Origin of the sequence: Methylobacillus draconifructus (genome assembly GCF_045984355.1) — a bacterium.
Taxonomy (GTDB): Bacteria; Pseudomonadota; Gammaproteobacteria; order Burkholderiales; family Methylophilaceae; genus Methylobacillus; species Methylobacillus flagellatus_A.
This window is the reverse complement of the sequence record NZ_JBJQII010000002.1, coordinates 514,272-530,067: the sequence shown is the minus strand read 5'-3', so window position 1 is coordinate 530,067 and position 15,796 is coordinate 514,272. Positions and strand designations below refer to the sequence as shown.

Annotated in this window: 14 protein-coding genes; 8 read left to right on the top strand and 6 right to left on the bottom strand. The window is 60.5% G+C overall.

Going from position 1 to position 15,796, the window contains the following annotated elements; all coding sequences use genetic code 11:
* Positions 1-5 precede the first annotated feature (5 nt).
* Genes ccmC through ccmI form a run of 7 tightly spaced genes read left to right on the top strand, consistent with a single transcriptional unit; the run spans position 6 to position 5,240 of the window.
* On the top strand, positions 6-749 hold the full coding sequence (gene ccmC, locus ACJSDX_RS06345) for a heme ABC transporter permease CcmC (protein WP_407993974.1): 744 nt from the start codon (positions 6-8) through the stop codon (positions 747-749).
* Positions 749-943 carry a heme exporter protein CcmD gene (gene ccmD, locus ACJSDX_RS06340; RefSeq protein ID WP_407993973.1) on the top strand — a complete coding sequence of 65 codons (195 nt, stop codon included), beginning with the start codon at positions 749-751 and terminating at the stop codon, positions 941-943. The genes ccmC and ccmD overlap by 1 nt, the downstream gene beginning before the upstream one ends.
* Positions 940-1,407 carry a cytochrome c maturation protein CcmE gene (gene ccmE / locus ACJSDX_RS06335; protein ID WP_407993972.1) on the top strand — a complete coding sequence of 156 codons (468 nt, stop codon included), beginning with the start codon at positions 940-942 and terminating at the stop codon, positions 1,405-1,407. Before ccmD ends, ccmE begins: the two co-directional genes overlap by 4 nt.
* Positions 1,404-3,374 carry a heme lyase CcmF/NrfE family subunit gene (locus ACJSDX_RS06330; protein WP_407993971.1) on the top strand — a complete coding sequence of 657 codons (1,971 nt, stop codon included), beginning with the start codon at positions 1,404-1,406 and terminating at the stop codon, positions 3,372-3,374. The genes ccmE and ACJSDX_RS06330 overlap by 4 nt, the downstream gene beginning before the upstream one ends.
* Entirely contained in the window at positions 3,371-3,907 is a 537-nt protein-coding gene (locus tag ACJSDX_RS06325) for a DsbE family thiol:disulfide interchange protein (protein WP_407993970.1), read from the top strand. The genes ACJSDX_RS06330 and ACJSDX_RS06325 overlap by 4 nt, the downstream gene beginning before the upstream one ends.
* On the top strand, positions 3,904-4,362 hold the full coding sequence (locus tag ACJSDX_RS06320) for a cytochrome c-type biogenesis protein (RefSeq protein ID WP_407993969.1): 459 nt from the start codon (positions 3,904-3,906) through the stop codon (positions 4,360-4,362). Before ACJSDX_RS06325 ends, ACJSDX_RS06320 begins: the two co-directional genes overlap by 4 nt.
* A 2-nt stretch (positions 4,363-4,364) precedes the next feature.
* On the top strand, positions 4,365-5,240 hold the full coding sequence (gene ccmI / locus ACJSDX_RS06315; protein ID WP_407993968.1) for a c-type cytochrome biogenesis protein CcmI: 876 nt from the start codon (positions 4,365-4,367) through the stop codon (positions 5,238-5,240).
* Between the two features lie 184 nt (positions 5,241-5,424).
* Here the strand turns inward: ccmI and ACJSDX_RS06310 are convergent, their stop codons facing one another.
* The 6 genes from ACJSDX_RS06310 to aceE all read right to left on the bottom strand — a co-directional run bounded on the left by ACJSDX_RS06310 (position 5,425) and on the right by aceE (position 14,139).
* Positions 5,425-5,907 (bottom strand): cupin domain-containing protein, encoded by a 483-nt coding sequence (locus ACJSDX_RS06310; protein WP_407993967.1) that lies wholly within the window; start codon positions 5,905-5,907, stop codon positions 5,425-5,427.
* A 197-nt stretch (positions 5,908-6,104) separates the two neighbouring features.
* The gene (locus tag ACJSDX_RS06305) at positions 6,105-7,238 is read right to left on the bottom strand and encodes a DUF6607 family protein (protein ID WP_407993966.1); all 1,134 of its coding nucleotides are present in this window, start codon (positions 7,236-7,238) and stop codon (positions 6,105-6,107) included.
* 60 nt (positions 7,239-7,298) lie between these two features.
* On the bottom strand, positions 7,299-7,958 hold the full coding sequence (locus tag ACJSDX_RS06300; RefSeq protein WP_407993965.1) for a cytochrome b/b6 domain-containing protein: 660 nt from the start codon (positions 7,956-7,958) through the stop codon (positions 7,299-7,301).
* A 261-nt stretch (positions 7,959-8,219) separates the two neighbouring features.
* Positions 8,220-9,995, bottom strand: a complete 1,776-nt coding sequence (gene lpdA / locus ACJSDX_RS06295) for a dihydrolipoyl dehydrogenase (RefSeq protein WP_407993964.1) — start codon at positions 9,993-9,995, stop codon at positions 8,220-8,222.
* Positions 9,996-10,011: 16 nt separating this feature from the next.
* Complete coding sequence (gene aceF / locus ACJSDX_RS06290) at positions 10,012-11,355, bottom strand: dihydrolipoyllysine-residue acetyltransferase (protein ID WP_407993963.1); 1,344 nt, start codon at positions 11,353-11,355, stop codon at positions 10,012-10,014.
* A gap of 129 nt (positions 11,356-11,484) precedes the next feature.
* Positions 11,485-14,139: a pyruvate dehydrogenase (acetyl-transferring), homodimeric type gene (gene aceE, locus ACJSDX_RS06285; protein WP_309566697.1), complete on the bottom strand. Its 2,655-nt coding sequence runs from the start codon at positions 14,137-14,139 to the stop codon at positions 11,485-11,487.
* A gap of 198 nt (positions 14,140-14,337) precedes the next feature.
* Here aceE and ACJSDX_RS06280 point away from each other — a divergent pair, with 198 nt between their 5' ends.
* Positions 14,338-15,792 carry a M17 family metallopeptidase gene (locus tag ACJSDX_RS06280; protein ID WP_407993962.1) on the top strand — a complete coding sequence of 485 codons (1,455 nt, stop codon included), beginning with the start codon at positions 14,338-14,340 and terminating at the stop codon, positions 15,790-15,792.
* The last annotated feature ends 4 nt before the right edge of the window (positions 15,793-15,796 follow it).

The window sequence follows — 15,796 nt, the reverse complement described above, 5'->3', positions numbered from 1 at the left end:
GCGACATGTCAGGCATCAATTGGTTCAAATATGCGGCGCCGCAGGCGTTCTATCCTGTGTCGGGCCGCTGGATTCCCTGGCTCTACAGTGTCGCCGCCTTGCTGGCGGCAATCGGGATTTACATCGGCTTGTTCATCGCCCCGACCGATTTCCAGCAGGGAGAGGCCTACCGCATCATTTTCATTCATGTACCCGCCGCATGGATGTCCATGGTGATCTATCTGGCCATGGCCTTCTGGGCAACGGTTGGGCTGGTGTTCAACACCAGGTTGTCCGCGATGATGGCACAGGCGCTGGCGCCCACGGGGGCGTTGTTTACCCTGCTGGCGCTTGCGACCGGGTCGCTTTGGGGCAAGCCCACCTGGGGGGCGTGGTGGGTGTGGGATGCCAGGCTCACTTCGGAGCTAATCCTCTTGTTCCTCTATATCGGCTTCATGGCGCTGCATGCTTCTATCGACAATCCCCAGCGCGCAGACCGGGCGGCGGCCGTCATTGCCGTGGTCGGGGCTGTCAACGTGCCCATCATCTATTTCTCGGTGCGTTGGTGGAACACGCTGCACCAGGGAGCCTCCGTCAATGTGTCGTCGGCGCCGAAAATGGCAAGCATCATGCTCGCGGGCATGCTCGTGATGGCGCTGGCAAGCTGGGTATACAGCATCGCGGCCGCTTTATCCCGCGTGCGTTGCGTCATTCTGGAACGTGAGCGGCATTCGGCCTGGGTGCAGCAACTGGAAGAGGTAAGAAACTAATGCAATGGAATTCAGCGGCGGAATTTTTCGCCATGGGAGGTTATGCCTCCTATGTATGGGGCTCGTTCGGCTTGACCCTGCTTGGCCTGGCTTGGGAAGTGAGCGCGCTGGCCCTGAGGCGCCGCAAGGCGATCAGGCGCATCCGGCAGGCGCGTGCATGGGCAGGTGCGCGCAATGCGGAGCATGCTGGATGAAATCGAGATACAAACGTTTGGCATTGGTTGGTGGAAGCATCGTGCTGGTCGCCTTGGCAATAGCCTTGGTCTTGAGCGTTTTCCGCAGCAATCTCGTGTTCTTCTATACGCCTTCGCAGGTGGCCAGCGGCGAAGCGCCGGCCAATACCAGCTTCCGTATCGGCGGCATGGTGGCCGAAGGCAGCCTGGAGCGGCAGGCCGACGGCTTGACCGTGCATTTCGTCGTGACGGATACGGTCAAGGACATCCAGGTAAGCTACCAGGGAATACTGCCGGACCTGTTCAAGGAAGGGAAGGGCGTGGTGGCGCAAGGCGCTTTGGACGCGGATGGACGCTTCATCGCGAGCAATGTGCTGGCGAAGCACGACGAGAACTACATGCCCCCCGAGGCGGCGGAGGCGCTCAAGCGGGCCAAAGCCACTGAAACGGGCCAGGCGGCCCATGAAGCGGGAGACAATTCTTGATTCCCGAGATCGGCCATTTTTCATTGGTGCTGGCATTGCTGGTCGCCGTCGTGCAAGGGGTGTTCCCGATTGCGGGAGCGGCGTTGCGCAGGCCCGCCTGGGTTGCGCTGGCCAAGCCCTGCGCACGGCTGCAGTTCGTGCTGGTGGCCTTGTCCACCGCCTGCCTCGCCTATACGTTCGCCGTCAAGGACTATTCCGTGCTGTACGTGGCCTCCAACTCCAATTCGCAATTGCCGCTGCACTACCGGGTGGCCGCGCTCTGGGGCGGGCACGAGGGCTCGCTGCTGCTCTGGGTGTTCATCCTCAATGCCTGGGCGCTGGCGGTCAGTTTTTTCTCCAAGGAGTTGCCAGAGCTGACGCGGGCCCGCATCCTGGGGGTGATGGGACTCATCAGCATCGGTTTCCTGCTGTTCCTGCTGACGGTCTCCAATCCTTTCGAGCGGCTGATTCCGGCGGCGATAGACGGGCGGGACCTCAATCCGCTCTTGCAGGACCCCGGCATGGTGTTCCATCCTCCCATGCTGTACATGGGCTATGTCGGTTTTTCCGTCGCCTTCGCCTTCGCGATCGCCGCTTTGCTGGGCGGCGAACTCGACGCAGCCTGGGCCCGGTGGTCGCGTCCGTGGACCATCCTCGCCTGGCTGTTCCTTACCGTGGGCATCATGGCGGGGAGCAACTGGGCCTATTACGAGCTGGGCTGGGGCGGGTGGTGGTTCTGGGATGCCGTGGAAAACGCCTCCTTCATGCCATGGCTGGTCGGCACCGCCTTGATGCACTCGCTGGCTGTGACGGAAAAACGCGGCAGCTTCAAGGCCTGGACCGTGCTGCTGGCCATCGCGGCATTTTCACTGAGCCTGCTGGGCACCTTCCTCGTGCGTTCCGGCGTGCTGACCTCGGTCCATGCCTTCGCTACCGACCCTGAACGGGGCCTGTTCATCCTTGCTTTCCTCGTCATCGTGATCGGCGGGTCGCTGGGCCTGTTCGCCTGGCGCGCGTCCTCGGTGGGCAAAGGCGGAGGCTTCAGCGCGCTTTCCCGCGAAAGCCTGCTGCTTTCCAATAACGTGCTGTTGGTGGTTGCGGCAGCTTCCGTCATGCTGGGCACGCTCTATCCCTTGGTCCTCGATACGCTCGGCTTGGGCAAGATATCGGTCGGGCCGCCATATTTCGACACGGTATTTGCTCCGCTGATGGCGCCCGCGGTCTTCCTCATGGGTATAGGCCCCTTGGCGCGGTGGAAGCAGGCGGAGCTGCCGGAACTGGCTGTGCGGCTGCGCTGGGCCTTCGCCATCAGCCTTGTCACGGCGGTATTCCTGCCATTGCTGCTCGGCCGCTGGACGCCGATGGTGGGGCTGGGCCTGTTCCTGGCGTTCTGGGTGTTTGCCTCTTCGGCGCAGACGCTGTGGCTGCGCTTGCGGCTGGGCGGATTGCCATTGGTAGGACGCCTGCGGAGCGTGGCTCGCGCCTGGTGGGGGATGTGGCTGGCGCATGTCGGGATCGGCGTGTTCATCCTGGGCGTGACCATCGTCAAGGGCTTTGAAACCGAGACTGCCGTGCGTATGCATCCCGGCGATGTCGCCCATTTGTCCGGCTACGACTTCTTGTTCGAGGGGGTGACCGAGGTGCGAGGCCCCAACTATACGGCTACCCAGGGCAACATGCGGGTGCTCCGCAATCAAAAGGAAGTGGCGACCGTGCATCCGCAGAAGCGCGTGTACACGGTGCAGAACATGCCGATGACGGAAGCCGGCATAGCCGCGGGCCTGTGGAGCGATCAGTATGCCTCCTTGGGCGAGCCGCTGGGTGACGGCAGCTGGAGCGTGAGGATTTACTACAAACCCATGGTGAACTGGATCTGGGGAGGTTGCCTGCTGATGGCGGCTGGCGGAGCCTTGGCCTTGAGCGATAGGAGGTATCGCATCCGCAACAAGACCAAGGCAAAAGCGTTGCAGGAGGTGGCTGCGGCATGAAGCGTTTGTTGATTCTGGTGCCGTTACTGGCTTTCCTGCTTCTGGCCGGGTTCCTGGCGGTAGGTTTGCGCCATGATCCGCAAGTGGTGCCGTCGCCCTTGGTGGGCAAACCGGCGCCTTTGTTCAGCCTTCCCAGGCTGGACGATCCGCAACGCGCATTTTCGCCGGCCGAGCTGCGGGGGCAGGTCTGGCTGTTCAACGTGTGGGCGTCCTGGTGCGCGCCGTGCCGGGAGGAGCATGGCGTATTGCTGAAGCTGGCCGCGAGCCGGGTCGCTCCTATCGTCGGCATGAACTATAAGGACCAGCGCGAGAAAGCGCTTATCTGGCTCAAACAGGGCGGTGGCGACCCATACTTGGTTTCCGTGACCGATACGCATGGCAGGGTGGGAATCGATTACGGCGTCTACGGCGTGCCAGAAACGTACGTGATCGACAAGGCGGGCGTCATACGCTATAAGCAGATCGGCCCCCTGACGGAGCAGGTCGTTGCTGAAAAGCTATTGCCCCTCATCATGGAGCTGAAGGCGGAATGAAATATTGCTTGATCATGCTCGGCCTGCTGTGGCCTGTGCTGGCATTGCCGGCGCAGGAAGCGGCGCCGTTGGCGGAGAACCCGCAGGTCGAGGCCCAGGTGTCGCGCCTGTCGGAGGAGTTGCGCTGCCTGGTATGCCAAAACCAGACGCTGGCTGATTCCGATGCGCCGTTGGCGGAGGACCTGCGCAATGAAATCCGCGAAATGGCCGCTAAAAACATGAGCGACCAGCAGATCGTCGACTACCTAGTGGCGCGCTATGGCGACTTCATACGCTATCGGCCGCCATTCAAGCCCAGCACGGCGGTCTTATGGACAGGCCCGTTCGTACTGTTGGCAGTAGGTTTGCTATGCATCGTCCTGTTGGTTAGGCGCCGCGAAGTGCCGCCGGTTGAGTTCCATTTGGATGCGGACCAGTCCCGCAAGGTCGATGAGTTATTGAGGCAGGAGCAATAGTGGTGTTGATATTCTGGGCTGTGGCAGCATCATTGCTGCTGTTGGCGGTGGCAGTGCTCCTGAGGCCATTGCTGAGGCGTGAGGCGGCGCCTTTCACCACGACGCCAGCGATGGTCGCCGTATACCGTGAGCAATTCGCCGAACTGGGCCAGGACCGGGAGAACGGCCTGTTGGACGAGCCGCAATACCAGCAAGCGAAAAGCGAACTGGAGCGGCGCTTGCTAGAGGATGCGCGCGATGCCGTGCCAGTATCCGGCAAGGCCGATGGCAGGCCGGAACGCTTGCTGGCCGCGGCCTTGCTGGTGTTGCTGCCGGCGCTTGCCGTGCCGATCTATCTCAAGACCGGCAATCCCGGGGCGATCATTGCCGCGCGCCAGCCGCAGGCCAACCCTGCCGCCGATGGCGGAAATGTCCCGGCCAATATCGAGGCTATCCTGCAATCCCTCAGGCAAAAGCTCGAGCTGGACCCTGACGACGGTGCGGGCTGGGCCTTGCTCGCCCGCGCCAACACCAAGCTGCACCGTTACGACGAGGCGGTGCAGGCATTCGAGCAGGCGGTCCGCACAATTCCCGACGATCCGCAGTTGCTGGTGGATTACGCCATCGCGCTGGCGTTCCTCAACCAGCACAGTATGGCCGGCGAGCCCGAAGCCTTGGTGACTCGTGCGCTGGAGCTGGACCCAGGGCAAGCCAAGGCGCTGATGCTGGCGGCGTCGGCCGCATTCGACCGCAGCGACTATAGCCGCGCTATTGATCTATGGGAGCGTTTGCTGCACAAACTTCCTCCGGATTCAGAAGCGGCGGCATCGGTCAATCGTGCCCTGGACGATGCCCGCAGGCTGCAGGCGGCGGAGTCGCCAGAACAACTGGGGCATTGATATTTTTTCACCCGGATAGCAGTAACGAAGAATACGGAGATATATCGCCGATATCATCTTCGTGTGTTTCGGCGCGGGCGACAAGGTCTTTGCGGATCGTGGTCGGGTAAGGGCGAAGCTGCTGTCATGAAGGCCCCTTTCTCCAGGGATAAGGGGGCGGCCGTCGAAAGGCACTGCAGGATTGCTATTTCTTTTCTTCAGCACGGGTAGAGGTGGCTGGGCCTATGCCTACGATCTGGAGGATAGTGTCCTCGTCCTTGGCGCCGTCGTAGTGGATTTCGTTTGTGTAATGCGTCACGAAGCTTCCGGCCGGCACGGGTTTGAAATGCGCCGGATTGTAGTCGGAACCCGTTGCTACCCACCAGGTGCCGGACAGCACGGTAATGAACCTGTCATTGGGGTGCGAATGGGGCTTGCTATGGTGATTGGCTTTCCATTTGTTGAGGACTACATACAAGCCTGGCTTGGACGGGTCTCCTACCAATACCGCCGTTTCCGAGCCGCTTGGATTGGCCTTCCACTTGATTTCCTTGGGCAGCTTGATCGAAATGGCTTTGGGATCCAGCTCTTCACCCGCGCTGGCAATGCCTACGGCGGTCGTAAGCGCTGCCAGGCCGATCAGTCCGGCAATGCCCAATACGATCAAAGGCTTGAAAGGGGTATCCATTGATTGCTCTCCATTGTTGTTAAATAAGAAGGCCAGCATTGCGAGCATGGCCTGTATGATTGGATAGCAATCGATATGCCAAGCACCGTCCATATATAACCCACTGATGGGTATTGGGTTTTACCTGGGGCGCGAGATGCGGGAGTTGCCACGGCAACAGCTAGGGCATGCATGCTGTTGCAATGGCAAATCTTAAATCAAGGAGTTGTTGAATTGCCGCCTGCAAGATAGGCCTGCACTGCCTGGTGGACCTTTGCCCTGATTTCTGTCGTTGAAACCGGGTTTTTGGCTTCCGCGACCTCCTGGGCATACCGGTAGAGCGGGACGAACAAGTTATCCTTGTCCGGGGCGCCGCACAGCCTCAGGAACTCGTTGTCAGCGATCAGTTTGTCCCACTCTGCGCGCACTGCGCTCCACACCGGCCTGGTGGCCTCCAGGTAACGGTCCCCGGCGCTCCAGTCATGATCCTGAATGCGCTCGTAACGGTTGAAGCCGGATTCGCGGCCGACGACAGGGGCATTCGCCGCAATCCGCCCTGTCTGGTCCAGCCTGACCTTTAGGTTCTGCTGTTCATGCACCCAGCCGGTGGGCGTGATGATATGCCGATTATTCCCGATCAATACGTCATAGTCGCTGCGTACGCTGTATTCGCGGCGCGGCAAGGGCCGCCAGCCGTCTTCGTCGCTCCAGCTGGAGTAGTTGCCCAGGTGCTGCCATTTTGCGATGCCGGAGTAACGGGGGCTGTCGTCGACCTGGTAAACGGTCTGCCTCCACTGGCCATGTTGCCGCCCAGGCGTCTTGATGCGCTGCCAGGTATTGTTACCGCGAAACACCAGTTGCTCGGAGGGCTCGTATTGCCAGTCCTGCCGCCAGTGCTTAGTGACGAAAGGCCCTTCGGCCTTGCCGTGTTCACCCACGAAGGACATGACCAGCAGATGCTGCAAGACAATGGAGTCGCCCTTGTCCTCGACGACATATACCTTTTCCGTGCCCCAGCTGCGGTAGGGGCGGTTGGGTTTATAAGCGGAAACGAAACCGGCCGTTTCTACGAAGTCGAACGTGGCGCGATAACCGCCTGCCATGGCCAGGATGGCGCGGCGGTCGCGTTCAAAGTCGCTCAGGCCGTGCTCTTGCAAGGCTTTCCATTCCGGTGTCGGCTCGGTGACCAGCTTGACGGGAGGGCCTTGGGTCGTGCCGCCCCTGGGCGACATGCCGGATTCATCCTGGAATTGCCATGAGAACGTATATTGGCGTTCGGCAGCCGGTTGCTCATCGGCATGCGCCAACGGGACGCACAGCAAAAGCAATATGGGGACAAGTCTGGCAGCCATGAACGATTCTCAGTTAGTTTAATGATGCCATTTTCCTGGGAAATGGTATCGTTGCCAACCCTATCCGGCCCAGTGGGTGGAAATGAACCAAGTAATTCCCACGCTCGCTGCCAGCAACACCAGGCCCAGGATCACATGGCCGCCTTGACTGGCATGCGCATCAGGGATGGATGCAGGCACTTGCTTGCGCCCGGTGATCATGGCGCTTACCAGGTTTTCGCGCTTGAACAGCCGATAATAGATGATGGCGGTAACATGCAGTCCTATCAGGCCATAGAGCACGTACTGATTGACCGTATGGAGGTAGGTCAGGTAGTCGCTGGTATCCTTGTCGACGAGCGAGTACAGCGGGCCCTCGGTGAAGATGTCGTCATTGGCGAACAGGCCGGTGACCACCTGTGCCAACAGCAACGCCAGCATCGCAACGACCGACCAACCGCCGAGCGGGTTGTGGCCGATGGTCTTGTCGCCCTTGCCCTTGACGTAGCCAAGGATGGCGCGCGGGCCGCGGACGAAGTTGGAGAACTTGGCGTAGGTGCCACCGGCGAATCCCCACAATATGCGGAAAATCAGCAAGGCCAACAGCGCCAGGCCGGAAAATACATGCCATTCCAAGGCGTTGCCGCCTATCTTGACGGTAATGATCGCAGTGGCGAAAAGCGCGACCAGCGACCAATGGAAAACGCGTAAGGGGATGTCCCAGGTTTTGATGTACTTCATGACGACTCCTAAGCCCTTGCCCATGCAGTGAGGCTACACAATATCCCTGGAATGACAGCAAATAACATACCCAGCATAGGGGTATTGTGAATACAACGACTTAGCGCGCGGAGAACCATGCCGGCAACATGATCTGCTTGATATTCAACAGGAGGGTGTTTTGTTTCGGGCAGGTGTCTTGCCGGATGTTCCGGCAAGCCATCTCTTGTCCATCATGGACGAAAAAAATCCCGCATTGCGCGGGATTCTGTTTCGGGATGGTTATCTTTTCTTGATGTAAAGGTCGGTGATGGTGCCTTCCTTCATTTCCGCCGCGAAGCAGATGGTCTCGGACAAGGTCGGGTGGGCGTGGATGGTGAGGCCCAGGTCGTGCGCATCGGCTCCCATCTCGATTGCAAGCACGGCTTCCGCCAGCAGTTCGCCGGCATTGGTGCCGACGATGCCGGCACCGATCACGCGGTGGGTTTTCTTGTCGAAGATCAGCTTGGTGGCGCCTTCGGAGCGAGCAATGGATAACGCCCGGCCGCTTGCCGCCCATGGGAAGGAGGCTTTCTCGATCTCCAGACCCTTGGCCTTGGCTTCGGTTTCAGTGACGCCTACCCAGGCCACTTCGGGATCGGTATAGGCAACGGAAGGAATCGCCATGGCCTGGAACTCGACCTTGTGGCCGGCAATGACTTCAGCCGCCACTTTGGCTTCGTGGGTCGCCTTGTGCGCCAGCATGGGTTGGCCGACGATGTCGCCGATCGCGAAGATATGCGGTACGTTGGTGCGCATCTGCTTGTCGACGGCGATGAAGCCGCGATCGTCCACTGCAACGCCTGCGTTTTCGGCGCCGATGTTCTTGCCGTTCGGGCGGCGGCCGATGGAGACCAGCACGCGGTCGTAGACTTGGCTTTCCTTGGGTGCGTTCTCGCCTTCGAAGCTGACGTGGATGCCGTCTTTCTTGGCTTCGATCTTGGCTACCTTGGTGGAGAGCATGATGCTCTCGAAGCGTTTTTCCATGCGCTTCTGCAATGGGCGGATCAGGTCGCGGTCGGCACCCGGGATGAGGCCGTCCATGAACTCGACCACGCTGACCTTGCTGCCCAGCGCGTCGTATACCGTGCCCATTTCCAGGCCGATGATGCCGCCGCCGATCACCAGCAGGCGTTTCGGTACGTCTGCCAACGCCAGCGCGCCGGTGGAGTCCATGATGCGTTCGTCTTCAGGCGCGCCGGGGAATTTGGTGGCTTGTGAGCCGGCGGCGATGATCGCGTTCTGGAAGCCGACAGTGGTGACCTTGCCATCGGCCGCGGTCACGGCGATCTGGTTGGGACTGGTGAACTGGCCTACGCCCTGCACCACGGTCACGCCGCGCTGCTTGGCCATTTGTGCGAGGCCGCCGGTGAGCTTGGCGACGACGTCGTTGGCTTTCCAGTTGCGCAGTTCTTCCAGGTTGATCTTGGGCTTGCCGAAGCTGACGCCGTGATGGCTGGTTTCCTCGGCCTCGGTGATGACCTTGGCAGTGTGCAGCAACGCCTTGGACGGGATGCAGCCCACATTGAGGCAGACGCCGCCCAGCGTGGAGTAGCGCTCGATCAGCACGACCTGCTTGCCGAGGTCGGCAGCGCGGAAGGCGGCCGTATAGCCGCCAGGGCCGGAGCCGAGCACCACGACTTCGGTATTGATGTCGGAGTCGCCGGTGGCGGTTGCCGGAGCAGGCGCCGGCGCGGCAGGCGTTGCCGCGGGCGCCGGTTTGGATTGTTCCTGGGCTGCTGGTGCCGGGCTGGCGGCAGCGCCTGCCTGTTCCGCACCGGCTTCTTCCACCAGCAGGATCAGTGCGCCCTTGGCGACCTTGTCGCCCACCTTGACCTTGACTTCCTTCACCACGCCGGCGTGGGAGGAGGGAATGTCCATGGAGGCCTTGTCGGATTCCAGGGTGATCAGCGCGTCTTCCTTGGCGATGGTGTCGCCGGCCTTTACCAGTACTTCAATGACGTCCACGCTATCGAAGTTGCCGATATCGGGAACCAATACTTCAGTAATCTTGCTCATGTTTATCCCTCAATCCTTACAGCAACAAACGACGTACATCGGACAACACCATGCGCAAATGGCTGGTGAAACGGGCGCCATCGGCACCGTCGATCACGCGGTGGTCATAAGACAGGGACAAAGGCAGGATCAGGCGCGGCTCGAATTCCTTGTTCTTGCCGTTGAATACCGGTTGGATGCTGGAGCGCGATACGCCCAGGATCGCCACTTCGGGGCAGTTGATGATGGGCGTGAAGGCCGTGCCGCCGATACCGCCCAGGCTGGAAATGGTGAAGCAGCCGCCCTGCATTTCCTCGACCTTGAGCTTGCGCTCGCGTGCCTTGGCGGAAAGCTCGCCCAGCTCGGCAGCGATTTCGAGCACGTCCTTGCGGTTGACGTCTCGGATCACAGGCACAACCAGTCCGTCCGGCGTGTCGCAGGCGAAGCCGACGTTGTAGTACTGCTTGAGGATCAGGTTCTCGCCATCGGCGGACAGCGACGCATTGAAGTTAGGGTAGGCGCGCAACGCGTTGACCGAGGCCTTGATCAGGAAGGCTAGCATAGTGAGCTTGACGCCGCGTTTTTCCGCTTCGGATTGCATGGATTTGCGGAAATCCTCGAGGTCGGTGATGTCGGCCTCGTCGAATTGCGTGACGTGCGGCGCGGTGACCCAGTTGCGGTGCAGGTTGGCGCCCGAGAGCTTCTTGATGCGCGACAACGGCTTGGTTTCGGTCTCGCCATATTGCGAGAAGTCGATGACGGGGGCCGGAATGACGGCAAGGCCGCCGGCTCCGGTGGCGATGCCGCCGCCGCGGGGCTTGCTCAGCTCGCCCTTGACGTAGGCCTGAACGTCGGATTGCGTAATGCGGTTCTTGGGGCCGCTGGCGGTGACCAATGCCAGGTTGACGCCCAGCTCGCGTGCGAACTTGCGCACCGATGGGCTGGCATGCGCAAGCTTGCCAGCAGCGGTTTCAACGCTGGCCGCAACCGGGTTGGGCGTGGTTTGCGGCTGTATGGTCTGGGGAGGCTCGGGCGCAGGGCGCGTGGCCTCAGGTACGGGCGCCGGGGTTGACGGCGCAGCTGCGGCAGGTGCTGGCTTGGCTTCCTCTTGCGGGGCGGCAGCGGGGGCGCTTGCGCTTTCTTCCGCTGCTTCCAGCGTGAGGATGAGGGCGCCTTGGGCCACCTTGTCGCCTACCTTGATTTTGACTTCCTTCACGGTGCCGGCGAATGGCGCGGGAATGTCCATGGAGGCCTTGTCGGATTCCAGGGTGATCAGCGAGTCGTCCTTGGCAATGCTGTCGCCGGCTTTGACCAGGACTTCGATGACATCCACGCTGTCAAAGTTGCCGATGTCGGGAACGAGTACGTCTTTAATTGCCATGCTTGATGTTCCTTAAAATGTATCTTTTCAAGATATGCATTTACGCAAAACGCCCGCATGCGGTAAGCCGGGGCGTATGATTGCTGCGAACGGCCGCCAGGGGTGCCTGGCGGCCTGTTTGCCATGGGCTTACACCGTTGCCGGGTTTGGCCTGTTGGCGTCGAGCTTGTATTTCTTGATTGCTTCCGCGGCCTTGGCGGCAGGCAGTTTGCCTTCGTCCGCCAATGCCTTCAGGGCCGCGAGCACGACATGGTAGCGGTCGACCTCGAAGAAGCTGCGCAATGCCTCGCGCGAGTCGGAGCGGCCATAGCCGTCGGTGCCCAATGCGACATAGCGCTGCGGGATGAAGTTGCGGATCTGGTCGGCAAACGCCTTCATGTAGTCGGTGGAGGCGATCACCGGGCCTTCGGCTTTCTTCAACTGCTTGGCGACGTAGCTTTCCTTCTGCGGCTTTTCCGGATTGAGCAGGTTCCAGCGCTCGACGTCCAGGCCTTCGCGGCGCAGCTCGGTGAAGCTGGTGACGCTCCAGATGTCGGCGGATACGCCCCAGTCCTTTTCCAGCAGCTCGGCCGCGGCAATCACTTCGCGCAGGATCACGCCGCTGCCCAGCAATTGCACCTTGGGGCCTTTTGCCTTGGACTTGCTGAACTGGTAGATGCCCTTGAGGATGCCTTCCTCTGCGCCCTTCGGCAGTTCGGGGTGGGTGTAGTTCTCGTTCATCAGGGTGATGTAGTAATACACATCTTCCTGGTTCTGCACCATGCGGCGCAGGCCTTCCTGGATGATGACCGCGAGTTCGTAGGCGAAGGTCGGGTCATAGGAAACACAGTTCGGGATGGTGGCGGACATCAGGTGGCTGTGGCCATCCTCGTGTTGCAGGCCTTCGCCGTTCAGCGTGGTGCGGCCGGCGGTCGCGCCCAGCAGGAAACCGCGCGCGCGGCTGTCGCCTGCCGCCCATGCCAGGTCGCCGATGCGCTGGAAGCCGAACATGGAGTAGAAGATGTAGAACGGAATCATCTGCACGCCGGTGACGCTGTATGAAGTCGCGGCAGCCAGCCAGGAGGAGAACGAGCCGGCCTCGTTGATGCCTTCCTCGAGGATCTGGCCGTCCTTGGATTCCTTGTAGAACATCACCTGGTCGGCATCCTGCGGCTCATAAAGCTGGCCTACGGAGGAATAGATGCCGAGTTGGCGGAACATGCCTTCCATGCCGAAGGTGCGGGCTTCGTCAGGCACGATGGGCACGACGTATTTGCCGATCTGCTTGTCGCGCACCAGTGTGGAAAGAATGCGCACGAAGGCCATGGTGGTGGAGATTTCGCGCTCGCCGGTGGAGCCCAGCATGTTCTCGAAAGCGGACAGGGCCGGCACGGTCAGTTCGTTGCCCTTGCGGCGGCGTGCAGGAATGAATCCGCCCATGGCTTCGCGGCGCGCCTGCAGGTATTGCATTTCCGGGCTGTCGTCGGCGGGACGGTAGAAGGAAAGTTTTTCCACTTGTTCGTCGGTCAGCGGCAGGTTGAAGCGGTCGCGGAATTTCTTCAGCGTTTCGATGCTCATGCTCTTCTGCTGGTGGGTGGTGTTCTGGCCTTCGCCCTCGTCGCCCATGCCGTAGCCCTTGACGGTCTTGGCAAGCACCACGGTAGGCTGTCCCTTGTGGTTCACCGCGGCATGGTAGGCCGCATACACCTTGTGCGGGTCATGGCCGCCGCGGTTGAGGCGCCAGATGTCCTCGTCGGACATCGCCGCGACCATTTCCTTGAGTTCGGGATACTTGCCGAAGAAATGTTCGCGCGTATAGGCGCCGCCCTTGGCCTTGAAGTTCTGGTATTCGCCGTCCACGCATTCTTCCATGCGCTTCTTGAGCAGGCCGTCCTTGTCCATGGCGAGCAATGGGTCCCAGTAGGAGCCCCACAATACCTTGACCACGTTCCAGCCGGAGCCGCGGAACGCGGCCTCGAATTCCTGGATCACCTTGCCGTTGCCGCGCACCGGGCCGTCCAGGCGCTGCAGGTTACAGTTGATGACGAAGATCAGGTTGTCGAGTTTCTCACGGGCCGCGAGTGAAATTGCGCCCAGGGATTCCGGCTCGTCCATTTCGCCGTCGCCGCAGAACACCCACACCTTGCGGTCTGCAGTATCGGCAATGCCGCGGTTGTGCAGGTACTTGAGGAAACGCGCCTGGTAGATGCCGGCGATCGGGCCCAGGCCCATGGAGACAGTCGGGAACTGCCAGAAATCGGGCATCAGCCAGGGGTGCGGATATGAAGACAGGCCGTTGCCGTTGGATTCCATGCGGAAATTGGACAGCTGTTCTTCCGTAATCCGGCCTTCGAGGAAGGCACGCGCGTATACGCCGGGAGAGGAGTGGCCCTGGAAATAGATCAGGTCGCCGCCGAAGTTCTCGTTGGCAGCGCGGAAGAAGTGGTTGAAGCCGGTATCGTACAAGGTGGCGGCAGACTGGAAACTGGCAATGTGGCCGCCTACGCCCGGGGATTTCTCGTTGGCGCGCAGCACGGTCATGATGGCGTTCCAGCGGATCAGCGCGCGGATCTTGCGTTCCATGGCGGTGTCGCCGGGATGCTTGGGCTGCAGGTGCGCAGGAATGGTGTTTACGTATGCAGTGGTTGCGTTATACGGTAAATATGCACCTGAGCGGCGGGCTTTATCGATCAGCGTTTCCAGCAGGAAATGCGCTCGCTCGGTTCCCTCGTTCTCAAGTACCGATGAGATGGCTTCCAGCCATTCCTGGGTCTCTTGAGGGTCGATATCGGGGGTCAATGCCATGTAAGGTTCTCCGGGAAACTTTTAAGATACGCTTGGGTATAATCAGCCTGATGCAGCATCAAGCTTTAAATATTTGTTATGGCTTGAGGCCGTTGTGAAGACGCTATATTGGCTTTTTTGACTGTTTAGGTCAAGTTTTGTCGCTTGCCGCAGCGCATGAAAGTACGGGCCTAACCCGCTAAAAACAAGAGAAAACTTATGACTGTGCAACTCAAGCAACTCCCGCATCCCGCAGATGAGAAATCACTGGCAACGGCAAGCCATATACTGTTTGTTCTGCCCAGGAAGAAACCTGCCTCGCTACCGTTCGCCTCCGTGCTGGAAGCCAGGTTGCGCCGTGCCCGCAGCAAATATACCGACCTGGCGAAAAGCCATGTATCGGCCGACCTCCCGAACGGGGGCGTTGCAAGCTGGGTGGTGATGGATGAACGGCAGAATGCTTTCCAGCGCCATACCTTACTGCGCAAGGCTGCCAAGATATTGCTGGATGACCAGCCGCAATCGGTGACCATTGCGGTGTTTGGTGATGAAGCGTTGCGGGCGCTCGCCGCACGCGAAGCGTTTTACGTGGTGAGCGTGAACGCGGTGGAGCTGCCTGCGCGCAAATCCACGCACAAGGCGCATCCGCTCAAGCATATCGTGGTTCAGGGATGGAAGCAGGCCGACGGCTATGCCGGAATCAATGCGCTGGTTGCCGGCAATGCATTGGCGAGAAGCCTGACCCTGACGCCGCCTAATGAATTGACGCCGGCCGCATACCGGGAAAAGATTGCGGAACTGGCCAGGCAATATGGCTGGAAACGCCAAGAGTACGACCTCAAGAAACTGCGCAAGCTTGGTGCGGGAGCCTTTGTCGCGGTGGCGCAAGGCTCGCCGGAAGAGGATGCCGCGATCGTGCACTTATCTTACCAGCCCAAGGATGCGCGTCAGCATGTGGCTGTGGTCGGCAAGGGTATCTGCTTCGATACCGGCGGACACAACCTCAAGCCGGCCAAATACATGTACGGCATGCATGAGGACATGAACGGCTCTGCGGTGGCGCTGGGCATCCTGCTCGCCGCGACCGAGGCCCACCTGCCGGTCAAGATAGACTGCTGGCTGGCATTGGCGCAGAACCATATCGGGCCGCGCGCCTACAAGCAGAATGATGTGGTGACTGCCCTCAACGGCACGACCATAGAAATCGTCCATACCGATGCGGAGGGACGCATGGTGCTGGCCGACACCTTGACCCTGGCCTCGCGCGCCAAGCCAGGATTCATGCTTGACTTCGCCACGTTGACCGGCAGCATGCAGGTGGCATTGGGCGACCGGTATAGCGGTGTGATAGGCAACGACAATGGCTGGCTGGACAAGGCGGTGCAAGCTGGAAATGCCGTTGGCGAGCGGGTATGCAGGCTGCCGTTCGACGAGGATTACGAGGAAGAACTGGAAAGCGGCATTGCCGACATCAAGCAATGCACCCTGGAGGGTGGTGCCGACCACGTGCTGGCCGCGCGCTTCCTGTCCAGGTTCATCGAGAACGATATCCCCTGGGTGCACACGGATTTGTCTTCATACCACCGCAAGGGCGGGCTTGGCGCCGTGGGCAGCGACGTGAACGGCTTCGGCGTCAGCCTCGGCTTGCAGTTGATACGCCAGGTGCTGGATTAACGGA